A 19,776-nucleotide genomic window follows, 5' to 3' on the forward strand; every position below is an offset into this window, starting at 1 on the left:
GTTCAGTCCGTGATCTGCTCGCGGGCATCGTCACTGGTGACTGCTTCGGAAGGGGCGGGGCCTCCTTCGTCGTCTGCATCATCGGCAGTGAGGTCGACGGTGTCCACACCTTCGAGTGCGGTCAGTTCCTGCTCTGCCTCGGCGATGAGGCCTTTCGCATTCTCTTCCATCTTCTTGATCCACTCGGCCATGACGGTGACACCCTTCGCTCGATCGTGTACCACCGGTCTACCAGACTTCTTCACCCCTAGGATCCATGGTGTGCGAACACGAACCTCGCGTCTCGATCTCGACGAGCCGGTCGGCACGGATCTCGATGAGCTGTACGCGATCTGCAGCGACCCGCAGTCGTGGACGCACTTCCCGAGCCTGCGACACACCGATCCCGCTGCAACCGAACGAATGTTGCAGAGCTGGGCGGAGCAGTGGCGGCGGGATGGACTGTCCACGTGGATTATTCGTGAGCGCGGCAGCCGCACGATCAGTGGCTACGGCGGATGCTCGAAGCGGCGGAACACCTTCTGGAATCTCGGGTATCGCCTCCATCCCGACGCACAGGGCAACGGGTATGCCGCGGAGATGTGTGAGATCGCAGCCGAGTGTGCGCACCGAACCGAGCCCGAATTGCCGATCGTGGCGTACCTCCTCGAACACAACGTCGCGTCGGCCCGAGTGGCCGAGCGCGCGGGCTTGCAGTTGATCGCCCGTGGACCCGACGTCGGCAATCCCGATGTCGACGCAGTACGCCTGGTGTACGCAGACCGTTCGTTGACTGCAGATCAGGTGGACGTGGTGCTGTCGGCCTGACCGGGGTACGCGCGCACCTCTGCGAGCCGAGCGCGAAGCAGGCGTTTCTCCGGTGCGGTTCGGGCGAAATCCAACGCTTGTCCATAGTCGATTGCCGCCTCTTCGAACCTGCCGAGTCGTTGCAGCAGATCTGCTCTCGCCATGGGATACGGGTGATAGCGGCGCAGGGACGGCTCGTCGGCAAGCAGGTCCAATTCGTGCAGACCGGCTGCGGGACCGTCGCGCATCGCCAGCGCAACCGCCCGGTTCAGCGCGACGATGGGGCTCGGTGCCCGCGTCATGAGTACGTCGTACAGGGCGACTATCTGAGGCCAGTCCGTGCTGTCGGCGTCGAGTGATTCGTCGTGCAGTGCGGCAATGGCAGCCTGTAGAGCGTAAGGACCGCTCCGGCCGCCGCCGAGAGCCTCGACCACGAGTTCCCTACCCTCGGCGATGAACTCGGCATTCCAGAGTCGACGGTCTTGGTCGGCCGACAAGACGATCTCACCGTCCGGTCCGGTTCGCGCGTCGCGTCCGGCATCGACGAGCAACATCAGCGCCAGTAGGCCGATCACCTCGGACTCCGTCGGCAAAGCGGCGTACAGGAGTCGGCCCATCCCGAGGGCCTCGTCGGTGAGATCGATTCGTCCGACGTGATCACCCGACGTCGCCGAATAGCCCTCGGTGAAGATCGAATAGATCACCTCGAGCACCATCGGGACCCTGCCTGCCAACTCGTCCGGGCCCGGGAGACGGAACGGTATCCGTGCGGCCCGAATCTTGTTCTTGGCTCGCACTATTCGCTGCGCTGCTGTCGCCGGGGGGACGAGCAGAGCCCGGGCGACCTCGCCGGTGGTGAGACCGGCCAGGCATCGAAGAGTCAGTGCGAGCCGGTCACCGGCGGCAAGGGCAGGGTGCGCGCAGGTGAAGAACAACTGCAGTCGGTCGTCGGGCAGATTATCGTCGAGCGAATTCAGGCGACTCGGTTCGGTACGATCCGTATCCGCCTGCAGCACCCCGACTTTCGCGGCCAGAGTCTGGTCGCGCCGCAAACGATCGACTGCCTTCCGGCGGGCAGTGGTGAGCAACCAGGCTCCGGGCCTGGCCGGGACACCATCGACCGGCCAGTGTTTCAGGGCCGCTTCGATGGCGTCCGAGGTCACTTCTTCGGCGAGGTCGAGGTCGCGATACAGCTGCACCAGCGAGGCGAGCAGTATCGAGCGCTCGGCGCGGAAGACCGAGTCGAGCGCTCGACCAACCTCGGCATCGGTCACCGAAGAACCGAGTCCGTCGGGCTTCGGCGGTTCAGAACTCGGCAAGGGGACGTACGATCACCGTGCCGCCGTCCTTGGAGCCCGGGCATCGGGCCGCCCACTCGAGTGCAGCGTCCAGGTCGGGAACGTCGATGACGTCGTAGCCACCGAGAACCTCATGAGATTCGGCATACGGGCCGTCGGTGACGCTGCGTTCTCCTGTGGCGGCGTCGACGCGCACAGCCGTGGCTGTCGTGAGGTCGGCCATCGCGTGACCGGAGACGTGAACGCCCGCCTCCTTCATCTCCTTCTCGTAGGTCATCCAGTCCTCGACACTGCTGCAGCCCGGTGCTGCTCCGGGTGCGGTGTCTGCGTTGATCAAGAGGATGTACTTCATGGTGCGCTCCTGGGTTCGGTACCTCGGTGTCGCGGCGCGAGTCGCCGTACACGATGACGACGTTCGACAGACCACGATATCGACACCGCCTCCCGATTTTTCTTTCTCACACACGAAAAACGGCACCGGACGCAAAGTCCGGTGCCGTTCAGCGGTTACTCCTCGGCTCGACGACGAGCCAGGTGTCACTTCAGTTCTGCCGACGACTTTCCGAGTACACGGCGAGCAACGATCAGCTGCTGAATCTGCTGCGTTCCCTCGAAGATGTCGAGAATCTTGGAGTCGCGGCTCCACTTCTCGAGCAGCGGGCGCTCCGAGTAGCCGTACGTGCCGGCCAATTCGACTGCCTTGAGGGTGATGTCGACTGCCGAGCGACCGGCCTTGGCCTTGGACATCGAGGCCTGGAGGGAGTTGGGCTCCTTGTTGTCGGCCATCCACGCCGCACGCAGTGCGAGCAGATGTGCTGCCTCCCAGTCCGCTTCGAGGCGCAGGAACTCCGCGGCCGCCGCGTGCTGGTTGTAGGCGGGCGTCTCGTAGGAGATGTCGACTCCGGCGTCCACCAGGATGGAACGCAATTCTTCGAGAGCCGCACGTGCGACGCCGATCGCCATGCCTGCCACCAGAGGACGGGTGTTGTCGAACGTCTGCATGACGCCGGCGAAGCCCTTTTCGACGTTCACTTCGGCGGTGCCGAGCAGGTTGTCCTTCGGGATGCGGCAGTCCTCGAGCAGCAGGGCTGCGGTGTCGGACGCCTTGATGCCCAGCTTGTGCTCGAGGCGGGCGACCGAGAGGCCCGGAGCGTCACGCGGGACGACGAACGATTTGATGGCCGCGCGGCCGAGAGACTTGTCCACCGTTGCCCACACCACGATGTGGGTGGAACGCTCGCCGGCGGTGACGTAGATCTTCTCGCCGTTGAGGACCCACTCGTCTCCGTCGAGGACGGCGGTGGTGGTGACAGCTGCGGAGTCCGAGCCGAAGCCGGGCTCGGTGATAGCCATCGAAGCCCACACCTTGCCGAAGCGCTCGAGCTGCTCGTCGGTGGACACCGCGGCGATGGCCGAGTTACCGAGTCCCTGGTAGGGGATCGACAGCGTGAGGCCGACGTCGCCCCAGCAGGTCTCGATCACGTTCACCAGAGCGGACATGTTGCCGCCGTTGGCGTTTGCGGTCTTGCTGGGCTTGGCCGACTCGCTGTCCTTCTCGCGGCCACCGGCGGCTCCGCCGATTTCGCCACCGGCGTCGGACATGCCTTCGACCATCGACGCCATGGTGTCGAGTTCCACCGGATACTCGTGCTCGGCGAGGTCGTACTTGCGGGAAATCGGGCGGAAGATCTCGGCAGCGACCTGATGAGCCTGATTCGCCTGCGCCCGAAGCTTCTTGGGAAGTTCAAGATTGATCATCGTGTATGTCCTTGGGTGAGTGCCATGGAAATTCGGGGCGGCGAGCTAGATGAGAACGATGCCCTCGGCGACGCCGACGGACCGCAGATCGCGGTACCAACGCTCGACCGGGTGCTCCTTGGTGAAGCCGTGACCGCCGAGCAGCTGCACGCCGTCGGAACCGATCTGCATGCCCTTCTCGGAGGCGAGTCGACGGGCGAGCGCCGATTCACGAGTGAACGACAGTCCCTGCTCGGCCCGCGAAGCGCCGCGCAACGTGACCAACCGCATGCCGTCGAGCTCGATGGCGATGTTGGCGACCATGAATGCCACGGCCTGGCGATTGCTGATCGGCTCACCGAAGGCGACGCGATCGTTGACGTACGGAATGACGTAGTCGAGTACGGCCTGGCTCGTACCGACGGCCAGCGATGCCCAGCCGAGGCGCGCGAGGCCGATGGCAGCGCTGTACTCGGCTGCCCGCTGGTCTGCGTCACCGTCACCGAGCAGTGCCGACTCGGGAACCGCGACGTCGGTCAGGATCAGGCGACCCAGGCCGGCTGCGCGCAGGCCCATGCTCGGGTCGGCTTCGACGACGAGGCCCTTGGAGTCGGACTCGACGATGAAGAATGCCGGACGGCCTTCGAGTTCTGCGGCGATGACGAACAGCTCGGAGCTGCCGGCAGCGGGCACGAGGCTCTTGACTCCGTTGAGCTTGTAGCCGCTGGGAGAGCGAACGGCCTTGGTCTGCAACGCGTACGGATCGAACAGTGCGCGTGGCTCGTTGACGACCACTGCTGCGTTCGGCACCTTCTCGCCGACGAATGCCGGGAGGTAGGTCTTCTGCTGTGCGTCGGTGCCCCACTGGGTGAGAGCGACGGCGACACCGCTGGGCGCGAGGATGGGCAGTGCCAAGCCCATGTCGCCGTGGGCGAGGGCCTCGGCGACGAGAGAGTTGGTGACCGCACCACGCTCGCTGGCGGCACCGTCGAGCTCCTCGGGAACGTTGATGAGCGTGATGCCGAGCTCGGCGGAGCGACGAACCAGATCCTCGGGCGACGAGGCGCTGTGGTCTGCGTCGAACGCAGCCGGACGGAGGATCTCCTCGGCGAACTCCTTGACCGTCTCGACGATCATGCGCTGTTCGTCGTCCGGCGTCAGGTCGAAGTAGCTCAGGTTCTTGGCAGCGCCGTCGTCGAGACGCTTGGGCTTGCCGCCACCGGTGACCTTGGCGAACGTGCGATTGGCAGCGCCGAGGGTCTTGAACCCGGTCTTGGTGCTCTCGTACGTCACCCGGTCGATGGTTTGGCGGAGGTTGTACTTCTCCGCCAGTTCCGATCCGGTGATGGCGGTCAGAACGCGCATGGCGGTTCCGATCGCATCCCGCTTGAACGGGTTGAGGCCAACTGCAGAAGTATCGCGGGGCACCTTCGGGGCCTTCGCGTCGACCACACTGTCTTGCTTGCTCATGATCACCAGTTCCTCGGCGTCGGGCACGGACTTCACAGATCTTACTCCCGAGTAAGTTAGCTGTCTACTGTCGAGTAAGTACTGGTGGCGCTCGACACTCGAACGACATTTCGTATCACCCGTCGTATCGGTGTGACAGGCTGTTCGCGTGCATCCGATCGCCCAGGTCTTCGCCGCCCTCGCCGCGGCCCTTCACGTCGTCATCTTCGTCATGGAAAGTGTCTTGTGGTCGAAGCCGGCCATCTGGGCCAAGTTCGGGGTCGCAAGCCAGAACGACGCCGATGTGATGAAGCCGATGGCGTTCAATCAGGGCTTCTACAACCTGTTTCTGGCCGTCGGCATCGTGGTGGGCCTCGTCGTGGGCGGGTCCGCGGGCCACGCCGTCGTCTACTTCGCGTGCGCGAGCATCGTCGGCGCAGCGATCGTTCTGGCGACCGGCGGTGCGAAGTATTTCCGGCCCGCATTCGTCCAGGGCATCACACCGCTGATCGCGCTGATTCTGGCTGCAGTTCTCCAGGCGTAACTCAGGCGCTGGCGGACAGGTGCGAGAGGACCTGGTGCTGCAGTAGGCCGTTGGTGGCCACGGCGCTGCCACCGTGCGGGCCTGCGGTGGCGTCGAGTGCGGTGAAATCGCCTCCGGCTTCGCGCACGAGGACATCGAGTGCGGCCAGGTCCCACAGCGAGACCTCGGGTTCTGCGGCTATGTCGACCGCCCCCTCGGCGACGAGGCAGTAGGAGAAGAAGTCGCCGTAGCCGCGAACCCGCCATACGGCGTCGGTCAGATCGAGGAACCGATCCCTGATGCCGAGTTCCGCCCACCCACTCAGGCTCGAGAAACTCAAGCTCGACGACGCCAGCGAATCGACCTTCGAGACCTCGATCCGGCGCGGGGTACCCCCGTCCGATGCCGTCCAGGCTCCCAGATCGAGTGCTGCCCACCACCGTCGGCCCAAGGCGGGCGCGCTCACCACGCCGACACGGGGTATTCCGTCGTCGAGCAGCGCGATCAACGTCGCCCACACCGGAACGCCACGGACGAAGTTCTTGGTGCCGTCGATGGGATCGACGACCCACTGGCGTCCGCTGAACGTTGCAGTGCCGCCGAATTCCTCGCCCAGCAACGCGTCTGCAGGGCGTTGCGCTCCGAGCACGCCGCGGATCGTCGTCTCGACGGCCAGATCCGCGTCCGACACCGGTGTCAGATCCGGCTTGGAATCCACCGAGAGGTCCATGGCGAGAAATCGTCGCCGGGTGATGGCGTCGGCCTCGTCGGCGAGTCGGAGGGCGAGAGAAAGATCCTCGGAGTAGTCGGTCACCGCGTAAGACTAACGACGGACACATCCGACTGTGCCCGGTGTTGCTCGGGGGCGGTCGGGTTCGGGTTCGCGTGCCGGTAACCTTGACTCTCGTGCATCCCGACGTTTCTGCAGACCTTGCCGAGCTCGACACCACTCTCTCCACCGTCGAGTCTGTTCTCGACGTCGAGGAACTGCGGCGACGCATCGACGAACTCGAACATCAGGCGGCCTCACCGGATCTGTGGAACGACCAGGAACACGCTCAGCAGGTCACCAGCCAGCTGTCCCACGCGCAGGCCGAGCTGCGCCGCGTCGAAGAGCTCCGTCAGCGCCTCGAGGACATGCCGGTGCTGTACGAGCTCGCCGAGGGTGAGGAAGGTGACGACGCCGCATCCGCCACCGCCGATGCCGACGCCGAACGCGCGTCGCTTCGTGAGGACATCGCAGCCATGGAAGTACGGACCCTGCTGTCCGGTGAGTACGACGCACGTGACGCGCTGGTCAACATCCGGTCCGGTGCAGGCGGAATCGACGCCGCCGACTGGGCCGAGATGCTGATGCGCATGTACATCCGCTGGGCCGAGAAGCACGGCTACGGTGTCGAGGTCTACGACACGTCCTATGCGGAAGAAGCCGGCATCAAGAGCGCGACGTTCGCGGTCAAGGCTCCGTACACGTACGGCACGTTGTCGGTGGAGCAGGGCACACACCGGCTCGTGCGGATCAGTCCGTTCGACAACCAGGGTCGACGCCAGACGTCCTTCGCCGAGGTCGAGGTTCTCCCGGTCGTCGAGACCACCGACCACATCGAGATCCCCGAGAACGACATTCGCGTGGACGTGTACCGCTCGTCCGGGCCGGGTGGGCAGTCGGTCAACACCACCGACTCCGCTGTTCGGTTGACGCACATCCCGACGGGGATCGTGGTGACCTGCCAGAACGAGAAGTCGCAGCTGCAGAACAAGGTGTCGGCCATGCGAGTGCTGCAGGCCAAGCTGCTCGAGGTCAAGCGCAAGGAAGAACGCGCCGAGATGGACGCCCTCAAGGGAGACGGCGGCAGCTCCTGGGGCAATCAGATGCGCTCGTACGTACTTCACCCGTACCAGATGGTCAAAGATTTGCGTACCGAGTACGAGGTGAACAATCCGTCTACTGTTCTCGACGGAGACATCGACGGATTCCTGGAATCGGGAATTCGATGGCGAATGCGAGGGGAGCAGTAGATGACCGGTCATTGCGCAGGCTCCACTCCGACGATCCGATGACGAGCTGGTTGAACCCGACGCTCGACCTGAAGCAGAATGCCCTCGGCATACTGCTGTACATTCTCGGCGGGCTTCTGGCCGCGCGCTTCGTCACCTGGACCGGGTCGCGGATCACTGCCCGCATCGACCAGAACTACCAGCACAGCGATGCGCTCGTGCGGTCCGAGGCCGCCAAGCATCGGCACGCCCTTGCCCAAGTCATCACCTGGGTCGTGGTCACCCTCATCTACATCCTGGTCACCATCGAGGTGCTGAGGCGTTTCGGATTCGGCGTCGGCGGGCTGGTGGCACCCGCAACGGTCATCGGCGCGGCACTCGGTTTCGGAGCTCAGCGCGTGGTGCAGGACATTCTGGCCGGGTTCTTCATCATCACCGAACGTCAGTACGGATTCGGTGACGTCGTGCAGATTGCCGTCAACGGTTCTGCCGAGGACGCCGAGGGCACGGTCGAGGATGTGACGCTGCGCGTGACCCGGGTTCGTAGCGTCGACGGTGAGGTCATCACCGTGCCGAACGGGCAGATCGTCAAGGCGATCAATCTGTCGAAGGATTGGGCGCGCGCCGTCGTCGACGTTCCCGTGCCGAGCACCGCGGATCTCACCCAGGTCAACGCACTGCTGCGCACAGTCGGCCGCGACGCGTTCGCGGACACCCGGCTTCGTCCACTGTTGCTCGACGAACCGACCGTGATGGGCGTGGAGAGCATCGAGGTGGGCCAGGTCAACGTTCGTCTCGTGGCGCGAACATTGCCCGGCAAGCAGTTCCAGGTGGGACGAGAACTTCGTGTCCGGGTGGCTGCCGCACTACGCCCCGAGGGCATCAGTGTTGCTCCCGATGTCAGTACGGCCGGGGTCGCACCGGATGCGTCGGGACGAGACCGGAGGGAGGATCAGTGAGCACGACGGAGACCGGAACCGATCACCCGCGACGGAACTGGCGACAGTGGCGCATACCGGCCAAGATCAACGGTCGCGTCCGGACGTCCACCGTGGCCTTCGGCATCTGCTTCGTGCTCACAGGTCTGTGGTACGGCCAGGTCAGCGCCGAGATCGCCGAAAGGGACAGCGAACAGATTCAGGGACCGATTGCTGTCGATCCGGGCGAGCTCACCCCGTACATCCAGCCGCAAACCTCGGAGCCGAGTTTCACGAGCACCACGGTGACACCCACGCCGACGGCCACCACCGATCCGGATGGATCGGACAGCGTCGACGGATCCGGTCAGCCGGCGACCACGACGACTGTGCCACCGACGACGACCGCGCCGTTCGGCGTGCCGATTCCGCCGGCAATCCAGTCGCTGATACCCAGCCAACCTGCGCCGACATCCGCGCGCTGAGTCGGCCTTTACCGTCTCTCGGGACTCGCCGCGACGCCCGAGCGGTTCCGGCAGCTACCGGCGAGTAAGGACTACACTGGCGACCCGTGATCAGCACCTCGAATGTCTCCAAGTCCTACAAGACCTCCACCAGGCCCGCCCTGGACAAGGTGACGGTCTCCATCGACAAAGGCGAGTTCGTGTTCCTGATCGGCCCGTCGGGTTCGGGGAAGTCGACGTTCATGCGGCTGCTGCTCAAGGAGGAGACGCCCACCTCCGGCGACATCCATGTTGCCGACTTCCATGTCAACAGGTTGGCGGCCCGTCGTGTCCCGCGGTTGCGGCAGAGCATGGGCTGCGTGTTCCAGGACTTCCGTCTGCTGCAGCAGAAGACCGTCGTGGAGAACGTGGCGTTCGCTCTCGAGGTGATCGGCAAGCCGCGCTCGATGATCAAGCGCACCGTCCCCGAAGTGCTCGACCTCGTGGGACTCGGCGGCAAGTCGGATCGTCTGCCCAACGAGCTGTCCGGTGGTGAACAGCAGCGAGTCGCCATCGCTCGGGCGTTCGTCAATCGTCCGCTCGTGTTGCTCGCGGACGAGCCAACCGGAAACCTCGATCCGGATACCAGTCAGGACATCATGCTGTTGCTCGAGCGCATCAACCGCACCGGAACCACGGTGCTGATGGCCACCCACGACAACCACATCGTCGATTCGATGCGCCGACGCGTCGTCGAGCTCGACAACGGACGAGTCGTTCGTGACGAGGCCCGCGGGGTCTACGGCGTCGGTCGCTGACGACACCCGACCAGGACCTATCGGACTTCACGACCGAACGAATCGAAGGGCTCGGATTCCGCGATGCGCGCAAGTTTCATCTTCAGCGAGGTCTTCACCGGACTTCGCCGCAACATCACCATGACGATCGCCATGATCTTGACGACCGCTATTTCTCTCGGCCTGTTCGGCGGGGGACTGCTCGTGGTGCAGATGGCGGGCAAGACCCAGCAGATTTTTCTCGATCGGGTCGAAGTGCAGATCTTCCTCACCGACGACATCTCGGCAACCGATCCCGATTGCGCCGAGGACACCTGCGCCACCCTGCGCTCGGATCTGGAGAGCACGCCGTCGGTGGTGTCGGTGCAGTACCTCAATCGTGAGGATGCGGTGAAGGACGCCACCGAGCGAGTGTTCAAGGACCAGCCCGAGCTGGCCGAACTGGTCAGTGCCGACAGCTTTCCCGCGTCGTTCAAGGTTCGTCTGAGTGACCCGGAGCGGTTCGGGGTGATCAACGACAACTTCGAGAATCGACCCGGCGTGCAGAGCGTGCTGAACCAACGCGACCTGGTCGAACGCTTGTTCAGCGTGCTCAACGGCGTGCGCAACGCTGCATTCGCCATCGCCACGGTGCAGGCGATCGCCGCAATCCTGTTGATCGCCAACATGGTTCAGATCGCGGCGTTCACCAGACGGACCGAGGTGGGCATCATGCGCTTGGTCGGTGCCACTCGCTGGTACACCCAGCTGCCGTTCCTGCTCGAGGCGGTGGTGGCGGCCTTGATCGGCTCCGCGCTTGCCATTGCCGGCTTGTTCACGGCCAAGAACATGTTCATCGACGACGTTCTGTCGGATGTGTATCAGGCCAACATCCTGGCCCGGATATCGAACAGTGACGTGCTTCTCGTCTCGCCGTTCCTGGCGCTGGTGGGAGTCGGCATGGCTGCGGTGACGGCCTACATCACCTTGCGCCTGTACGTGCGCGAATAAATTCGCTTGCCGTTCGGTTCTATGCTGGAGCGGTTGCCCGTGGAACCGGTCTGCGCGACGAACGCTCGAGAAAGGGCCCTGCAGTGAAAGAGAAGGGCCGCAAGGCCATCGCGACCAATCGCAAGGCGCGGCACAACTACTCCATACTCGATGTCGTCGAGGCCGGAGTTGCCCTCGTCGGAACCGAGGTCAAGAGTCTGCGTGACGGCAAGGCCTCGCTGGTCGACGCCTTCGCGACCGTCGACGACGGAGAGATCTGGCTACGCGGACTGCACATCGCGGAATACACGCTCGGTAGCTGGACCAACCACGCGCCGCGGCGCAACCGCAAACTCCTGTTGCACCGCCGCGAGATCGACCGACTCGCAGGCAAGGTCAAAGAGGGCAACCTGACGTTGGTGCCGCTGTCGATGTACTTCTCCGACGGCAAGGTCAAGGTCGAGCTGGCACTGGCCAAGGGCAAGCAGGACTACGACAAACGACAGTCGTTGGCCAAGCGCACCGCCGAACGCGAGGTCACCCGCGAGTTGGGCCGTCGCGTGAAGGGAATGCGCTGACCGCTGTTCTGCTCGCTCTGGTAGCTGCCGTCGGCTACGGGGTGAGCGATTTCGTCGGCGGTGTCGCATCCCGCCGGGTCGCCGCCCTCCGGGTGGTCATCGTGTCCTACCCGCTCTCGCTGGTGATCGTTCTGCTCGTCGCTCCGTTCGTCGGCGGCACCATCGAGCTCCCGGCGATGCTCTGGGGACTGGCCTCGGGTGTCGCAGGCGGAGTTGCCGTGTGGTGGTTCTACCTGGCCCTCGCCGCCGGACCGATGGCCGTGGTCTCGCCGGTCACTGCGGTGCTGGTCGCCGGTATCCCGGTGCTGGTCGGATTGTCGATGGGCGAGCGGCCCAGCGTGATCGCGTTCGTCGGTATCGCCGTCGCACTGGTGGCCGTGGTGCTGGTCAGCAGAGAATCACCGGACGAGGTGACCGGTGAGGTTGCCGGTGGTCGAGAGATGAAGTTCACCCGAACGGTCGCCTGGTTGACGGTCGGTTCGGGGGTGACGTTCGCGTTCGCCTTCATCTTTCTGCACCGGATCGGAGACGGCAGTGGGCTGTGGCCGCTCGCGGCGTCGCGCGCATCGGCGACCGCGGTCGTCTGGATCGTGGCCCTTGCCTCCGGTCACTTCTCACCTCCGCACGGCAGCGTCCTCAAACTCGCCGCCTTCGTCAGCGTGCTCGACGTCGTGGCCAACGCTGCGATGATCTACGCCTACCAGGGTGGTCTGCTCTCCCTGGTGAGTGTCATCGCGTCGCTGTATCCGGCGGCGACGGTACTGCTGGCGATGGTGATGCTCGGCGAGCGGGTCGGCACTCTGCAGAAGATCGGTATGGCGTTGGCGCTCGGTGCCATCGCGATGATCGCCCTCTCCGGTTGAACCGCACCGCGCGGGGGTAATGACTCCGCTTATGACAGGTTACGATTCGCCCTCCCACGATCCCGCAGTTCAGGACGACGCCCGGCCTCCCCGCGTTCTGGTGACCGGTGCCACGGGATACCTGGGTGGACGACTGGCTCCGCGACTACTCGAAGAGGGGTACACGGTCCGCGTGCTGGCACGCACCCCCGCCAAGCTCGACTCCGTGCCGTGGGCGGCCGATGTCGAGATCGCTCAGGGCGATCTGAGCGATCGGGAATCGTTGAAGGCAGCGCTCAGCGGAGTCGACATCGTGTACTACCTGGTGCACTCGATGGGCACCGCAGGTCACTCGGATTTCGCCGACACCGAACGCGACAGCGCCGAGAACGTCGCAGCCGTAGCGGCGGAATGCGGCGTGGGGCGCATCGTCTACCTCGGCGGGCTGCATCCGCCGACCGGTGAGCTCTCACCACACCTGAAGTCGAGAGCCGAGGTGGGACGCATACTGATCGACTCGGGTGTGCCGACGATCGTGCTGCAGGCAGGCGTCGTGATCGGATCCGGTTCGGCGTCGTTCGAGATGATCCGGCACCTCACCAATCGGCTACCGGTGATGACCACACCGCGGTGGGTACACAACCGCATCCAACCGATCGCCGTTCGCGACGTGTTGCACTACCTGATCGGGGCCGCGAGTGCGCCGATCACCGAATCCAGGACGTTCGACATCGGTGGTCCCGACGTCATGCAGTACGGCGAGATGATGAACATCTACGCCGACGTCGCGGGCCTGCGGCAGCGTCGAATCATCGTTCTCCCGGTGCTGACTCCTCGACTGGCCGGCCACTGGATCGGTTTGGTCACTCCCATTCCGCGCGGCCTGGCGATGCCGCTCATCGAATCTCTGCAGTACGACGCCGTAGGCCACGAGATGGACATCGACGCCGTCGTACCGCGTCCGGACGGCGGCCTGACCGGCTACCGCGACTCCGTGCGATTGGCACTGCGCAAGATCGACGACGGTGAGGTCGAGACGCGGTGGACCGACGCCACCGGTACCGCGGCACCGTCGGATCCGTTGCCCTCGGATCCGACATGGGCAGGGGAGGTCGTCTACACCGACACCAGGGTCGCCCGAAGCGCGGCACCGTCGACCGCGATCAGGCCCGCTCTCGAACGATTGGCCGACGCCGACGTTCTCACCGGTTGGCGTCGCGACGTCACCGGACCAGACGCGTCCGCGTCGGGCACCGAACACACCACTCGGCTCAAGTCCTCGACTCGACTTCCCGGGGAGGCCTGGCTCGACCTGACGGTGGGAGGAACTGCAAAGCAGCCGACCATCGAGCAGCGGCTGGTGTTCTTTCCTCGCGGTCTTGCCGGTCGGGCTGTCTGGTACGCCTCGCTGCCGGCACGCCTGGTCATGACCCGTCGAATGTTGCGCACTGTCGTGCAGCGAGTGGACGAAGATGCCGCGTCGAACACGACGGATCGCCGGGTCGGCCGTTAATGGAATGAATGTGCTCGGGAGAGGCGTTACACTGAACAGCCCGGACACGGTGTTCGGGAACATACGGGGCTGAACGGTTTCGACTTTGTATGTTGAGTCAGGGGAAGCGTGTCGGTGCAGGCGAGAGACCACCGTAAGCGTCATCGCAACCTTATAAGCGCCGATTCCAATCAGCGCGACTACGCACTCGCTGCCTAAGTAGCGACTGCGTGTCTGTCAGTCCGGGCTTGCCCTCGGTCCGGGTACTGGCATCAGCTAGAGGGCTCACCGATTCATCCGGCCGCGGGATGATGAGGAACATCAAACAGTGGCTGGGATCGTCATCCTGACTTGTTCGCGAGATCGGGAGATCCAAGTAGAGGCATAGCGGACTGCACACGGAGAAGCCCTGGCAATGCAGCAGAGGACCCGGGTTCGATTCCCGGCAGCTCCACCGCAGAAGACCGGGCCGAGAGACACACTCTCGGCCCGGTCTTCTTTCTCTGTCGGCCAGGTCACAATCGACTCGACTCGACCCATCCCACCCGAAGCGGCCGCAGTGCCGAATAGTGGTCATGAGCAACGAGCCGACTCCACTTCTGCGGACCGGGAAAAGAGTCTCCGAGCCTGCACTGGTCGTGTTGGTCCTCGGCGGCGGCAAGGACGTGAGCCGGGCGCGCAGTAGGCCCTGGCACCTGGCCGGTCTGCGCATGTGGCCGTTCACGTGGATGCTTCGTCGCGCGGGCCGAGCACGCGGCATTTCGGTCCAACAGCTGCAGTATCGGTTTCGTGGTTGGAACGCCCCCCAGCGGTCTCCGGTCGAGGATGCGCGGTGGGCGCTCGATCGCATTCACGCCGAGTATCCCGACGTTCACGTGGTGGTCGTCGGCCATTCGATGGGTGGCCGCACTGCTGCTGCTCTGATCGACGACCCTTTTATCGTGGGTGTCGTCGCGTTGGCTCCGTGGTGGCCGGAGGGTACGGAGGCCGACGGATTCGGCGCGCAGCATGCGTTGCTCGTCGTACACGGGACGGCCGACAAGTGGACCGATCCGCGAACCTCGCGTCGGGCGACCGAGCGAGCAGCATCCCGAGGGGCGGACGCCCGCTACCTCTCCGTTCCGGGTGGGCACTTCATGCTGCGCAATCCGCGGGTCTGGTCGCGGGCGACGCGTGACTTCGTTCTCGGCATCGCCGATGCGCGGGCCGACTGCATGGGAACACCGTCGTGACGCGCCGTCGTATCGCGGTGGTCGGGAGCGGTATCGCCGGCCTGACGGCCGCATACGCGCTGTCGAAGAACTCGTCGGTGACGTTGTACGAGGCGGACTCTAGGCTCGGGGGCCATGCGGACACCCATTACGTGGACGGCCCGGACGGTCCGGTAGGCGTCGACACCGGGTTCATCGTGCACAACGACCGGACCTATCCGACTCTGCTGCGCCTGTTCGACGAACTGAACGTCCCGACGCAGGATTCGGACATGAGCATGTCCGTGCGCTGCGACGGGTGCGGACTCGAATACTCGGGCGGCCAGGGCATGCGCGGGATCCTCGCGCAGCGCATCGCGGTGTTCAAGCCACGATTCGTCTCGATGTTGCTCGATGTCAAGCGTTTTCATCGCCTGGCCAACGAACTGCTGGACAGTGCCGAACCGGTGGAGTCCGAGACGACCCTCGCGCAGTTCCTCGCAGATCATTCGTTCTCCGCGTACTTCGAATCCCACTTCATGACGCCGTTGGTGTCCGCGGTGTGGTCGTGCGATCCGGACACTGCTCTCGCCTACCCGGCTCGCTACCTGTTCACGTTTCTCCGCCACCACGGAATGCTCACCGTCACAGGATCTCCCACCTGGCGCACCGTCACCGGCGGGTCCATCGAATACGTTCGCCGAGTTGCGAAGCACATCGACGAGGTGATGCTCGATACCCCGGTGCGCGCGGTGTACAGGTCCGAGGACTCCGTGCAGATCCGCGACGGCCACGACCGCCTGCGCACGTTCGACGCGGCCGTGATCGCCGCGCATCCCGGTGCCGCGCTGAAGATGCTCGCAGAACCGACGGCGCTCGAGCACAGCATCCTGGGCGCGCTGCCGTACTCGACCAATCACACGCAACTGCACACCGACTCGTCGGTGTTGCCGAAGAGCACGAGGGCTCGGGCGTCGTGGAACTACCACCTGCCGTCCTGCGCCGCCAAACCCGACCGGGTGCTCGTCAGCTACGACCTGACCAGGTTGCAGCGTCTGGGCGACACCGATCGCAGGATGCTGGTCACCCTCGGCGGAGCGGATCGCATCGACCCGAATGCGGTACTCGACGAGATGACCTACGAACACCCGCAGTACACCCCCGAATCGGTTGCAGCGCAGCGTCGACTCCCTGAATTGGATACCGACACAGTGGCCTTCGCCGGTGCGTACCACGGCTGGGGATTTCACGAGGACGGTGCGTTGTCGGGAGCGCGCGCCGCACAACGGGTGGGGGCCACGTGGCTCTGACATCCGTTCTGCCGAGCACCCGCGCACACGGGGCGGCGTTGTATCGCACTCGAATCGACCACGTTCGACGCGCGCCGATCCGAAACACGTTCTCGTACAAGAGCTACAGCTGGTTCGTCGACCTCGACGCACTCCCCGAACTGCCCCGGATGCTGCGACCGCTGGCCTCGTTCGACGCCCGTGACCATCTCGGTGACCCCGACGCCACCATTCGGGAGAACGTGGACGGGTTCCTGGCGGAGAACGGTATCGACCTGGGCGGCGGACGGATCACGATGTTGGCCAGCGCGCGGGTGTTCGGGCACACGTTCAACCCACTGAGTGTGTACTGGTGTCACGATCGCGACGGAGACCTCCGCTGCGTGGTGGCGGAGGTCCACAACACCTACGGCGAGCGATACCGGTATCTGCTGCACACCGATCATCGCGGCGCGGCCCGCACCTCCAAGGAGTTCTACGTCTCGCCGTTCAACGACGTCGACGGCGAATACTCCATGCTGCTACCCGAGCCGGACGCGGCACTCCGGCTGTCGATCGTCCTCGAGCGGCCCGGTCAGTCGCCGTTCGTGGCGAGCGTGGACGGCCGTCGGCGAGAGGTGACGACGCGGTCGATTCTTCGCACCGCACTCGAGATCCCCTGTGCGCCGCTGCGAGTGGTGATACAGATCCGCTGGCAGGGCATTCGGCTCTGGGCTCGGGGGCTGAAGATCGTGCAGAAACCTGCCCCTCCCGGGGCACGAGAATTCCAGAAGGAAGGGGCCCGCAGATGACAACTGTGTCGAAGGCCGATTCTGTGTCGAACCCGTACCGTGCTTCCGCTGTCGGTCCGCGTCCATCGGTGGATCCGCGGGTCTGGCCTCAGATCGCCCATGTCCCCGGTGGCGTCAAGGTTGCGGCTGCCGCACCCGTCGCCGACTTCCTCTTTCGCCGCGCGGTCGCGCGATTGCAGGTCCGGGTCGCGATGCCCGACGGTGAGGTGATCGGGGCCGGCTCGGCCGATGCACCGTTGATGACCGTCTACCGACCACACGACTTCGCCGCACGGGTCGGCGACAGCGGTCTCATCGGATTCGGTGAGGCATACATGGCCGGAGACTGGGATGCCGAGGACCTCACTGCCGTGCTCGAGGTCTTCGCGCGGCGCATGGCGTCCCTGATTCCGAAGTCCCTGCAGCGCCTGCGAGGGATCTATGTCCCCAAACCTCCACGGAGCGAGCGTAATACGACCACGAACACGCGATCGAACATCTCGCGCCACTACGACCTGTCGAACGAGCTCTTCGAGCTCTTCCTCGACGAGACGATGACCTACTCGAGTGCGTTGTTCGCCGCATCGGGAAGCGACGACGACAGCGAAGAGCTCGCCGATGCGCAGCGCCGCAAGATCGACCGGCTACTGGACCGGGCGGGCGTCGGCGAGGGAACCAGGGTGCTCGAGATCGGCACCGGGTGGGGCGAACTGGCCATCCGCGCGGCTGCGCGAGGGGCAAACGTTCGCTCGGTGACCTTGTCGGTCGAGCAACAGGAATTGGCACAGAAACGATGTGCCGCAGCAGGATACGGCGATCGGGTCCAGATCGACCTACTGGACTACCGGCTCGTCGACGGCGAGTACGACGCGATCGTGTCGGTCGAGATGATCGAGGCCGTCGGGCATCAGTACTGGGCGACGTACTTCGAGACGATCGACGCGCTGCTCGCGCCGGGTGGGCGGGTTGCCCTTCAGGCCATCACGATGCCGCACGACCGAATGCTGGCCACCCGAAACACGTACACCTGGGTACACAAGTACATATTTCCCGGCGGGTTTCTGCCGTCAGTGCGGGCCATCGAGGAGGTGACCGAGCAGCGCACATCGCTCAGGGTTCGCGAACGTCTGTCGATGGGCGATCACTACGCGCGCACCCTCGCTCAGTGGGACAAGCGTTTCCGTGAATACCGCAGCGAGGCCGAGGAGCTCGGTTTCGACGAGGTGTTCGCACGAATGTGGCACTTCTACCTGTGCTACTCGGAGGCCGGATTTCGATCCGGGTACCTCGATGTTCAGCAGATCTTGCTCGACCGAAGGGACAACCGATGACCACCTCGACACTTTCCGTGGACCGGACCGATCGCAGTGTCGGTGTTGCACATCGGATTGCCGAATTGATCGAACCCCTGGTGGGTGGTCCGCTTCCCGTTCGGCTGCAGGCGTGGGACGGATCCATTGCAGGAGATGCGTCGGCACCGCGAGTGCTGTTGCGGAGCCCGAGTGCCCTTCGTCGATTGCTGTGGAGCCCGGGCGAACTCGGCGCTGCGCAGGCATACGTCACCGGGGAGCTGGACGTCGACGGCGATCTCGCCGCGGCCCTGGATCACGTCTGGGGAGTGGTGCGTGCGCGCCGACTCTCGGCGATACGACCGGGGCCGGCGTCGCTGGTGCGGTTGGCGAAACTGGCCAAGGATCTCGGAGTGTTCGGCCGCCCACTACCTCCGCCCGTGTCGCAGGCGTCTGTGAAGGGGCGGTTGCACTCGGTGCTCCGTGACCGCGCTGCGATCAGCCACCATTACGACCTGTCGAACGACTTCTACGAATTGGTCCTCGATTCGCACATGGCGTACTCGTCGGCGTACTGGACCTCGGATTCGCCGGAGTACACCCTCGACGATGCCCAGCGCGACAAACTCGACCTCGTCTGTCGAAAGATCGGCCTCGACAAGCGTGCAGGGCAACGCTTTCTCGACGTCGGCTGCGGCTGGGGGTCCCTGAGCCTGCACGCCGCTCAGGAGTACGGAGCGCAGGTCGTCGGAGTGACCATCTCGCGCGAACAGAAAGCCTTCATCGACAAGCGAATCGCCGACCGAGGACTGCAGGACAACGTCGAGATTCGAATTCAGGACTATCGAGAGATTCCGGACGGGCCCTTCGACGCGGTGGCGTCGATCGAGATGGGTGAGCATGTGGGGGAGGCCAATTACCCCACCTACACCGCCGCACTGCACTCCAACGTCAAGCCGGGTGGACGCGTGCTGATTCAGCAGATGTCGCGAAGAGAAGGGGACAACCCCGGCGGCGGAGCATTCATCGAATCGTTCATAGCGCCGGACATGTACATGCGCCCGGTCGGGCGGACCGTCGCAATGATCGAGGAGGCAGGACTCGAGGTTCGCGACGTCCACGCCCTTCGGGAGCACTACGTGCGGACCGTCGACGTCTGGACGGAGCGTTTCGAGGCGCGCTTCGACGATGTGGTGGCGATGGTCGGGGAAGAGGTCGCTCGCGTGTGGCGGCTGTACCTGATCGGCGGCGGAATGGCGTTCCGGGACAACCGGATGGGCGTCGACCAGATTCTGGCGGTTCGGTCCGAGAACGGATCGTCCGAGATGGAACCGGTGCGGCCGGTGTGGGTGTGCCCACGGTGAACTGGTCAGATTTCCTCACCGTATCGCTGGCGAGCCTCGGCGGCA

Annotated in this window: 21 protein-coding genes and 1 other RNA gene; 16 read left to right on the forward strand and 6 right to left on the reverse strand. The window is 64.7% G+C overall.

Annotated features, from left to right (window positions below; all coding sequences use genetic code 11):
* Window positions 1-2: 2 nt before the first annotated feature.
* A complete protein-coding gene (locus R3P95_RS00795) occupies window positions 3-245 on the reverse strand; it encodes a hypothetical protein (protein WP_269593548.1) in 243 nt (80 codons plus the stop codon).
* 16 nt (window positions 246-261) lie between these two features.
* Between R3P95_RS00795 and R3P95_RS00800 the strand changes: the two genes are divergently transcribed.
* Complete coding sequence (locus tag R3P95_RS00800; RefSeq protein WP_262498300.1) at window positions 262-807, forward strand: GNAT family N-acetyltransferase; 546 nt, start codon at window positions 262-264, stop codon at window positions 805-807.
* Here the strand turns inward: R3P95_RS00800 and R3P95_RS00805 are convergent.
* From R3P95_RS00805 to R3P95_RS00820, 4 genes are all read right to left on the reverse strand, one after another.
* Window positions 780-2,060, reverse strand: a complete 1,281-nt coding sequence (locus tag R3P95_RS00805) for an RNA polymerase sigma factor (RefSeq protein WP_317547130.1) — start codon at window positions 2,058-2,060, stop codon at window positions 780-782. The two genes, R3P95_RS00800 and R3P95_RS00805, sit on opposite strands and share 28 nt — an antisense overlap.
* 31 nt (window positions 2,061-2,091) lie before the next feature.
* Entirely contained in the window at window positions 2,092-2,436 is a 345-nt protein-coding gene (locus R3P95_RS00810) for a YciI family protein (RefSeq protein ID WP_149405493.1), read from the reverse strand.
* A 185-nt stretch (window positions 2,437-2,621) separates the two neighbouring features.
* Window positions 2,622-3,842, reverse strand: coding sequence for an acyl-CoA dehydrogenase family protein (locus R3P95_RS00815; protein WP_068045941.1), 1,221 nt, complete (start codon window positions 3,840-3,842; stop codon window positions 2,622-2,624).
* Window positions 3,843-3,887: 45 nt separating this feature from the next.
* Window positions 3,888-5,297 carry an acyl-CoA dehydrogenase family protein gene (locus tag R3P95_RS00820; protein ID WP_149405644.1) on the reverse strand — a complete coding sequence of 470 codons (1,410 nt, stop codon included), beginning with the start codon at window positions 5,295-5,297 and terminating at the stop codon, window positions 3,888-3,890.
* 142 nt (window positions 5,298-5,439) lie between these two features.
* On the opposite strand from R3P95_RS00820, the gene R3P95_RS00825 reads away from it, so the two are divergent.
* Window positions 5,440-5,814, forward strand: a complete 375-nt coding sequence (locus R3P95_RS00825; RefSeq protein ID WP_317547131.1) for a DUF1304 domain-containing protein — start codon at window positions 5,440-5,442, stop codon at window positions 5,812-5,814.
* A 1-nt stretch (window position 5,815) separates the two neighbouring features.
* On the opposite strand, the gene R3P95_RS00830 is transcribed toward R3P95_RS00825, so the two are convergent.
* Window positions 5,816-6,607: an inositol monophosphatase family protein gene (locus R3P95_RS00830; RefSeq protein ID WP_149405495.1), complete on the reverse strand. Its 792-nt coding sequence runs from the start codon at window positions 6,605-6,607 to the stop codon at window positions 5,816-5,818.
* Window positions 6,608-6,699: 92 nt separating this feature from the next.
* On the opposite strand from R3P95_RS00830, the gene prfB reads away from it, so the two are divergent.
* From prfB to R3P95_RS00900, 14 genes are all read left to right on the forward strand, one after another.
* Window positions 6,700-7,812, forward strand: a complete 1,113-nt coding sequence (gene prfB / locus R3P95_RS00835) for a peptide chain release factor 2 (protein WP_068045939.1) — start codon at window positions 6,700-6,702, stop codon at window positions 7,810-7,812.
* Between the two features lie 38 nt (window positions 7,813-7,850).
* Entirely contained in the window at window positions 7,851-8,750 is a 900-nt protein-coding gene (locus R3P95_RS00840) for a mechanosensitive ion channel family protein (RefSeq protein ID WP_149405496.1), read from the forward strand.
* Window positions 8,747-9,193 (forward strand): hypothetical protein, encoded by a 447-nt coding sequence (locus R3P95_RS00845; protein ID WP_317547132.1) that lies wholly within the window; start codon window positions 8,747-8,749, stop codon window positions 9,191-9,193. The genes R3P95_RS00840 and R3P95_RS00845 overlap by 4 nt, the downstream gene beginning before the upstream one ends.
* A gap of 86 nt (window positions 9,194-9,279) precedes the next feature.
* Window positions 9,280-9,969, forward strand: a complete 690-nt coding sequence (ftsE, locus tag R3P95_RS00850) for a cell division ATP-binding protein FtsE (protein ID WP_027496574.1) — start codon at window positions 9,280-9,282, stop codon at window positions 9,967-9,969.
* A 63-nt stretch (window positions 9,970-10,032) separates the two neighbouring features.
* Window positions 10,033-10,938, forward strand: coding sequence for a permease-like cell division protein FtsX (gene ftsX, locus R3P95_RS00855; protein ID WP_068045894.1), 906 nt, complete (start codon window positions 10,033-10,035; stop codon window positions 10,936-10,938).
* A gap of 83 nt (window positions 10,939-11,021) precedes the next feature.
* A complete protein-coding gene (gene smpB, locus R3P95_RS00860) occupies window positions 11,022-11,495 on the forward strand; it encodes an SsrA-binding protein SmpB (RefSeq protein ID WP_032370736.1) in 474 nt (157 codons plus the stop codon).
* A gap of 8 nt (window positions 11,496-11,503) precedes the next feature.
* The gene (locus R3P95_RS00865; RefSeq protein ID WP_317547313.1) at window positions 11,504-12,358 is read left to right on the forward strand and encodes a DMT family transporter; all 855 of its coding nucleotides are present in this window, start codon (window positions 11,504-11,506) and stop codon (window positions 12,356-12,358) included.
* Between the two features lie 31 nt (window positions 12,359-12,389).
* On the forward strand, window positions 12,390-13,850 hold the full coding sequence (locus tag R3P95_RS00870; RefSeq protein WP_317547133.1) for an SDR family NAD(P)-dependent oxidoreductase: 1,461 nt from the start codon (window positions 12,390-12,392) through the stop codon (window positions 13,848-13,850).
* Window positions 13,851-13,915: 65 nt separating this feature from the next.
* Window positions 13,916-14,286: a transfer-messenger RNA gene (gene ssrA / locus R3P95_RS00875) on the forward strand.
* A 118-nt stretch (window positions 14,287-14,404) separates the two neighbouring features.
* Complete coding sequence (locus tag R3P95_RS00880; protein ID WP_317532336.1) at window positions 14,405-15,061, forward strand: alpha/beta hydrolase; 657 nt, start codon at window positions 14,405-14,407, stop codon at window positions 15,059-15,061.
* Window positions 15,058-16,329 carry an NAD(P)/FAD-dependent oxidoreductase gene (locus R3P95_RS00885; RefSeq protein WP_317547134.1) on the forward strand — a complete coding sequence of 424 codons (1,272 nt, stop codon included), beginning with the start codon at window positions 15,058-15,060 and terminating at the stop codon, window positions 16,327-16,329. Before R3P95_RS00880 ends, R3P95_RS00885 begins: the two co-directional genes overlap by 4 nt.
* On the forward strand, window positions 16,320-17,099 hold the full coding sequence (locus R3P95_RS00890; protein WP_317547135.1) for a DUF1365 domain-containing protein: 780 nt from the start codon (window positions 16,320-16,322) through the stop codon (window positions 17,097-17,099). Before R3P95_RS00885 ends, R3P95_RS00890 begins: the two co-directional genes overlap by 10 nt.
* Window positions 17,096-18,409: a cyclopropane-fatty-acyl-phospholipid synthase family protein gene (locus R3P95_RS00895; RefSeq protein WP_317547136.1), complete on the forward strand. Its 1,314-nt coding sequence runs from the start codon at window positions 17,096-17,098 to the stop codon at window positions 18,407-18,409. Before R3P95_RS00890 ends, R3P95_RS00895 begins: the two co-directional genes overlap by 4 nt.
* Window positions 18,406-19,731 (forward strand): cyclopropane-fatty-acyl-phospholipid synthase family protein, encoded by a 1,326-nt coding sequence (locus tag R3P95_RS00900; RefSeq protein WP_317547137.1) that lies wholly within the window; start codon window positions 18,406-18,408, stop codon window positions 19,729-19,731. The genes R3P95_RS00895 and R3P95_RS00900 overlap by 4 nt, the downstream gene beginning before the upstream one ends.
* Window positions 19,732-19,776: the final 45 nt, after the last annotated feature.

The organism is Rhodococcus cercidiphylli (assembly GCF_033042225.1).
Classification (GTDB): domain Bacteria; phylum Actinomycetota; class Actinomycetes; order Mycobacteriales; family Mycobacteriaceae; genus Rhodococcoides.